The 4,756-nt window shown below is 70.5% G+C and carries 4 protein-coding genes; 2 read left to right on the forward strand and 2 right to left on the reverse strand.

Annotated elements, in window-relative coordinates; genetic code table 11:
• On the reverse strand, window positions 1-1,241 hold a 1,241-nt coding region (locus tag I9P22_RS23140), incomplete at its 3' end, for a DNA polymerase III subunit gamma/tau (protein WP_199262495.1).
• A gap of 59 nt (window positions 1,242-1,300) precedes the next feature.
• Window positions 1,301-1,597 (reverse strand): DUF2218 domain-containing protein, encoded by a 297-nt coding sequence (locus tag I9P22_RS23145; protein WP_199262497.1) that lies wholly within the window; start codon window positions 1,595-1,597, stop codon window positions 1,301-1,303.
• A gap of 107 nt (window positions 1,598-1,704) precedes the next feature.
• Between I9P22_RS23145 and I9P22_RS23150 the strand changes: the two genes are divergently transcribed.
• Together I9P22_RS23150 and I9P22_RS23155 are read left to right on the forward strand one after the other, a co-directional pair.
• On the forward strand, window positions 1,705-2,682 hold the full coding sequence (locus I9P22_RS23150; protein WP_199262499.1) for a serine hydrolase domain-containing protein: 978 nt from the start codon (window positions 1,705-1,707) through the stop codon (window positions 2,680-2,682).
• Between the two features lie 126 nt (window positions 2,683-2,808).
• Window positions 2,809-4,623: an ABC-F family ATP-binding cassette domain-containing protein gene (locus I9P22_RS23155; RefSeq protein WP_199262501.1), complete on the forward strand. Its 1,815-nt coding sequence runs from the start codon at window positions 2,809-2,811 to the stop codon at window positions 4,621-4,623.
• The last annotated feature ends 133 nt before the right edge of the window (window positions 4,624-4,756 follow it).

Below are 4,756 nucleotides of genomic sequence, written 5' to 3' on the forward strand. Positions count from 1 at the left end.
GCGGTGGCGCGCGGCGCATCCTGGCGCGCCTCGGCTCGCGCCGCCGGGGGCGCGGCGCTGCGGCTGAACGCACCCGCCGCGGCGCTGGCCTGAACCTTGCGGATCAGCGCCTCGGGGTCGGGCAGATCGGCGACATGGGTCAGGCGGATGATCGCCATCTCGGCCGCCATCATCGCGTTCGGGGCCTGGCCCACCTCCTCGAGCGCCTTCAGCAGCATCTGCCACAGCCGGGTCAGCGCCCGCATCGGCACCTTCTCGGCGATCTGCTGGCCACGGGCGCGCTCGTCCGGGCCGATGGTCGGATCCTCCAGCGCCTCGGGGGTGATCTTCACGATCGAGACCCAATGCGTGATCTCGGCCAGGTCGCGCAGCACCGCCATCGGGTCGGCGCCATCGGCATATTGCGCCTGCAGCTCGGCCAGCGCCTCGGCCGCCGCGCCGCGCAGGATCATGTCGAAGAGATCGAGCACCCGGCCGCGGTCGGCCAGCCCCAGCATGGCGCGGACCTGCGCCGCCGTCGTCTCGCCGGCGCCGTGGCTGATGGCCTGATCCAGAAGCGAGGTCGCGTCGCGGGCCGAGCCTTCGGCGGCGCGGGTGATCAGCGCCAGCGCGTCATCGGTGATCTCGGCCCCCTCGGCCGAGGCGATGCGGCGCAGCAGGGCGATCATCACCTCGGGCTCGATGCGGCGCAGGTCGAAGCGCTGGCAGCGCGACAGCACCGTCACCGGCACCTTGCGGATTTCCGTGGTGGCGAAGATGAACTTCACATGCGGCGGCGGTTCCTCCAGCGTCTTCAGAAGCGCGTTGAAGGCGCTGGTCGACAGCATGTGGACTTCGTCGATGATATAGATCTTGTAGCGCGCCGACGCCGCGCGATAGTGAACCGATTCAATGATTTCCCGGATATCGTTCACGCCGGTTCTAGATGCGGCGTCCATCTCCATCACGTCGACATGCCGGCCCTCGGAGATCGCCACGCAATGCTCGCAGACCCCGCAGGGTTCGGTCGTCGGGCCGCCCTGGCCATCGGGGCCGGTGCAGTTCAGCCCCTTGGCGATGATGCGCGCGGTGGTGGTCTTGCCGGTGCCGCGGATGCCGGTCATCACGAAGGCCTGGGCGATGCGGTCGGCGGCGAAGGCGTTCTTCAGCGTGCGCACCATCGCGTCCTGGCCGACCAGGTCGGCAAAGGTCTCGGGGCGGTATTTCCGCGCCAGCACTTGATAGGTCTGTTCTTCGCTCATGCACCGGCCTTTCGTGACCGGCGCAGATTAGCGGCCCGGCCCCGGGGCGGCAACCGCCCTCAGGCCGGTTGCCAGTCGAAGGCCAGTTCCTCGCGGAAGGCAAAGCGGGCGATGTGGCTGTCGACGATGTGGCGCATATGCGCGGTGGTTTCCTCGGGCGCCTCCAGCCAAATCTCCAGCGCCTCGGGCGTGGCGGTCAGCGTCACGGTGCGGTCCTCGGGCATGGCGATGCGGCCGCGGCTCGCGTCGAACTCGACCTCGAACTTGTGCGCCCAGTGCTTGCAGAGCTGTTGCAGATAGCGGCTGCCATGCGCGGTCGCCACGCGGCAGGTCGAAAGGATGACGGTCTGGGACATGGTCTTTCCTGTCTTGCGGGTCCGGCTGGCGGCGGCTGGCGGACATGAAAGGGTCACGAATGGGTGAGCCTGCTCGGCCCGGACCCGGTGTCCCCCATATAACCCGGATGAAGCGACGTTCAATCCTGCTGGCCCTGCCGTTTCTGGCCCCACCCTTGCTGGCCATGCCGCATCTGGCGCGCGCCGCGCTGCGCGAGGTGCTGGATGCGGTGGACCTGCCGCAGCTGCGCGCCATCGCTGTCTGGCGCGACGGCGAGGAGGTGGCGGCGCGCGGCTTCAACGGCTTCACCCCCGACCGGCCGACCAACATCAAGTCAGCCTCGAAATCCATCGTCTCGGCGCTGGCCGGCATCGCCATCGCGCGCGGGCTGTTTTCCGGCACCGACCAGCGGGTGGCCGAACTGCTGCGCGCCGACCTGCCCGCCGATCCCGACCCGCGGCTGGCCCGGCTGACGCTGGGGCACCTCTTGTCGATGCAGGCGGGGCTGGAGCGGCAGTCGGGGCCGAATTACGGCCGATGGGTCAGCAGCCGGAACTGGGTGCGTGCGGCGCTGGCCGCGCCCTTCGTCGCCGATCCCGGGCAGGGGATGCTTTATTCCACCGCCTCGACGCATCTGGTCTCGGCGATGCTGGCGCGGGCCTCGGGGCGCTCGACCCTGGCGCTGGCGCGCGACTGGCTGGACATTCCCGGCTTTTCCATCGCCGCATGGGACCGCGACCCGCAGGGCATCCATCTGGGCGGCAACCAGATGGCGATGAGCACCCGCAGCCTGCTCTGCTTCGGCGCCGCCTATGCCGCGGGTGGGCAGGGGGTGATCCCGCCGGGTTGGATCGCGGAAAGCTGGCAGCCGCGCACCCGCTCGATCTTCACCGGCGAAACCTATGGCTATGGCTGGTTCATCGGTCGCATCGCCGGCCGGCCGGTGCGTTACGGCTGGGGCTATGGCGGGCAGATGATCCATGTCTTTCCGGGGCGCGTGCCGGTGGCCATCGCCATCACCTCGGATCCCGACCGGCCCTCGGCGCGCACGGGCTATCGCGACGAGCTGCACGCGCTGGCCGGCCGGCTGGTCCGGGCGCTGTAATCCCCTGCCGCCTTTCCGTTTCGAAAATACCCCGGGGGAGGCCCGCAGGGCCGGGGGCAGCGCCCCCGTTCGGCCCGCATCCATCCCCCGTTGACCCGGCGGCTGGCGCGGCATATCTGCCCCCTCATGGCACGCGCTCCGCTTCTGCAACTCACCGATATTTCTCTGACCTTCGGCGGCAATCCCGTCTTCGACGGTCTGGATCTGACCGTCCAGCAAGGCGACCGGCTGGCGCTGGTCGGCCGCAACGGCTCGGGCAAGTCCACGCTGATGAAGGTCATGGCCGGGCTGGTCGAGCCCGATGCCGGCCAGGTCATCACCCCCGCCGGCACCCGCGTCGGCTACATGGAGCAGGACCCGGACCTGTCGGCCCATGCCACGCTGGGCGATTTCGCCCGCGCCGGCCTTGGCGAGGCCGAGGGCTACCGGGTCGAGATGGCGGCCGAAGGGCTGAAATTCGACCCCGACCGCCCGACAGCCACCGCCTCGGGCGGCGAGCGGCGGCGGGCGGCGCTGGCCCGGCTGCTGGCCGAGGCGCCGGAACTCATGCTGCTGGACGAGCCGACCAACCACCTGGATATCGAGGCGATCGGCTGGCTCGAGGAACAACTCGCCACCACCCGGGCCGCCTTCGTGCTGATCTCGCACGACCGGGCCTTCCTGCGGGCGCTGACCCGGGCGACGCTGTGGATCGACCGCGGCGAGGTGCGCCGCCAGGACCGGGGCTTCGAGCATTTCGAGGATTGGCGCGAAACCGTCTGGGCGGCCGAGGACGAGGCGCGCCACAAGCTCGACCGCAAGATCAAGGCCGAGGCCCGCTGGGCGGTCGAGGGCATCAGCGCCCGGCGCAAGCGCAACCAGGGCCGGGTGCGCGCGCTGGCGGCGCTGCGCGAGGAGCGCGCCGGCCAGATCCGCCGCCAGGGCACCGCGGCCATGGAACTGGACGCCGGGCCGCAATCCGGCAAGCGGGTGATCGACGCCAAGGGCATCTCGAAATCCTTCGGCGACCTGACGATCCTGAGACCCTTCGACCTGCGGGTGCTGCGCGGCGACCGGGTGGCCTTCGTCGGCCCGAACGGTGTCGGCAAGACCACGCTGATCAAGATGCTGACCGGCGAGATCGCGCCCGATACCGGCACCGTCAGGCACGGCACCAACCTGGAGATCGCGGTCTTCGACCAGGCGCGCTCGGCCATCGACGAGACGGCGACGCTGTGGGACGCGCTGGCGGGCGATCCGTCCATGCGGGTCTCGGGGCGCTCGGACCAGGTCATGGTGCGCGGCAATCCGCGCCATGTCGTGGCCTATCTCAAGGATTTCCTGTTCGACGAGGCGCAGGCTCGCGCCCCGGTCGGCAGCCTCTCGGGCGGCGAAAAGGCCCGGCTCTTGCTGGCGCGGATCATGGCGAAACCCTCGAACCTGCTGGTGCTGGACGAGCCCACGAACGACCTGGACGTCGAGACGCTGGACCTGCTGCAGGACATCCTGGGCGATTACGACGGCACCGTGCTGCTGGTCAGCCACGACCGCGATTTCATCGACCGGGTGGCCACCACCACCGTGGCGATGGAGGGCGACGGCCGCGCCGTGATCTATCCGGGCGGCTGGTCGGACTATCGCGCGCAGCGGCCAGAGGCCGCCCCGGCGCCCGAGGCAGCCAAGCCGGCCCCGGCCGCCCCGGCACGGCCGGCGCCGAAACCCGTGGCCGAACGCGCCGGGCTCAGCTTCACCGAGAGGAAGCGGCTGGAGGCGCTGCCGGCGATCATCGAGCGGCTCGAGGCCGAGATCGGCAAGCTGACCGAGTTCCTGGCCCAGCCCGACCTGTTCCAGACCGCCCCGGCCAGGTTCGCCAAGGCCAGCGAGGGCCTGGCCGAGCGCCAGCAGGCCCTGGCCGCGGCCGAGGAGGAATGGCTGGCACTGGCGGAAAAGGACCAGGCCTAGCCGGTCCCCGCCCGCCCTGCTGCGCGTTCCCCTCCCTCGACAGCCGCGCCTTCCTTCCCGTGGCCTCCCATGCAAAAGGCCGCCCCTTTCGGGACGGCCTCGGTTCTCTCGCGACAGGCGCGGGCCGATTACA

Origin of the sequence: Paracoccus binzhouensis, assembly GCF_016446475.1 — a bacterium.
Lineage (GTDB): Bacteria > Pseudomonadota > Alphaproteobacteria > Rhodobacterales > Rhodobacteraceae > Paracoccus > Paracoccus binzhouensis.

Bases quoted from the DNA above. Each gene is read 5' to 3' on its own strand.
- I9P22_RS23145 (WP_199262497.1), bottom strand. From the start codon at position 1,597: ATGTCCCAGACCGTCATCCTTTCGACCTGCCGCGTGGCGACCGCGCAT.
- I9P22_RS23150 (WP_199262499.1), top strand. From the start codon at position 1,705: ATGAAGCGACGTTCAATCCTGCTGGCCCTGCCGTTTCTGGCCCCACCC.
- I9P22_RS23155 (WP_199262501.1), top strand. From the start codon at position 2,809: ATGGCACGCGCTCCGCTTCTGCAACTCACCGATATTTCTCTGACCTTC.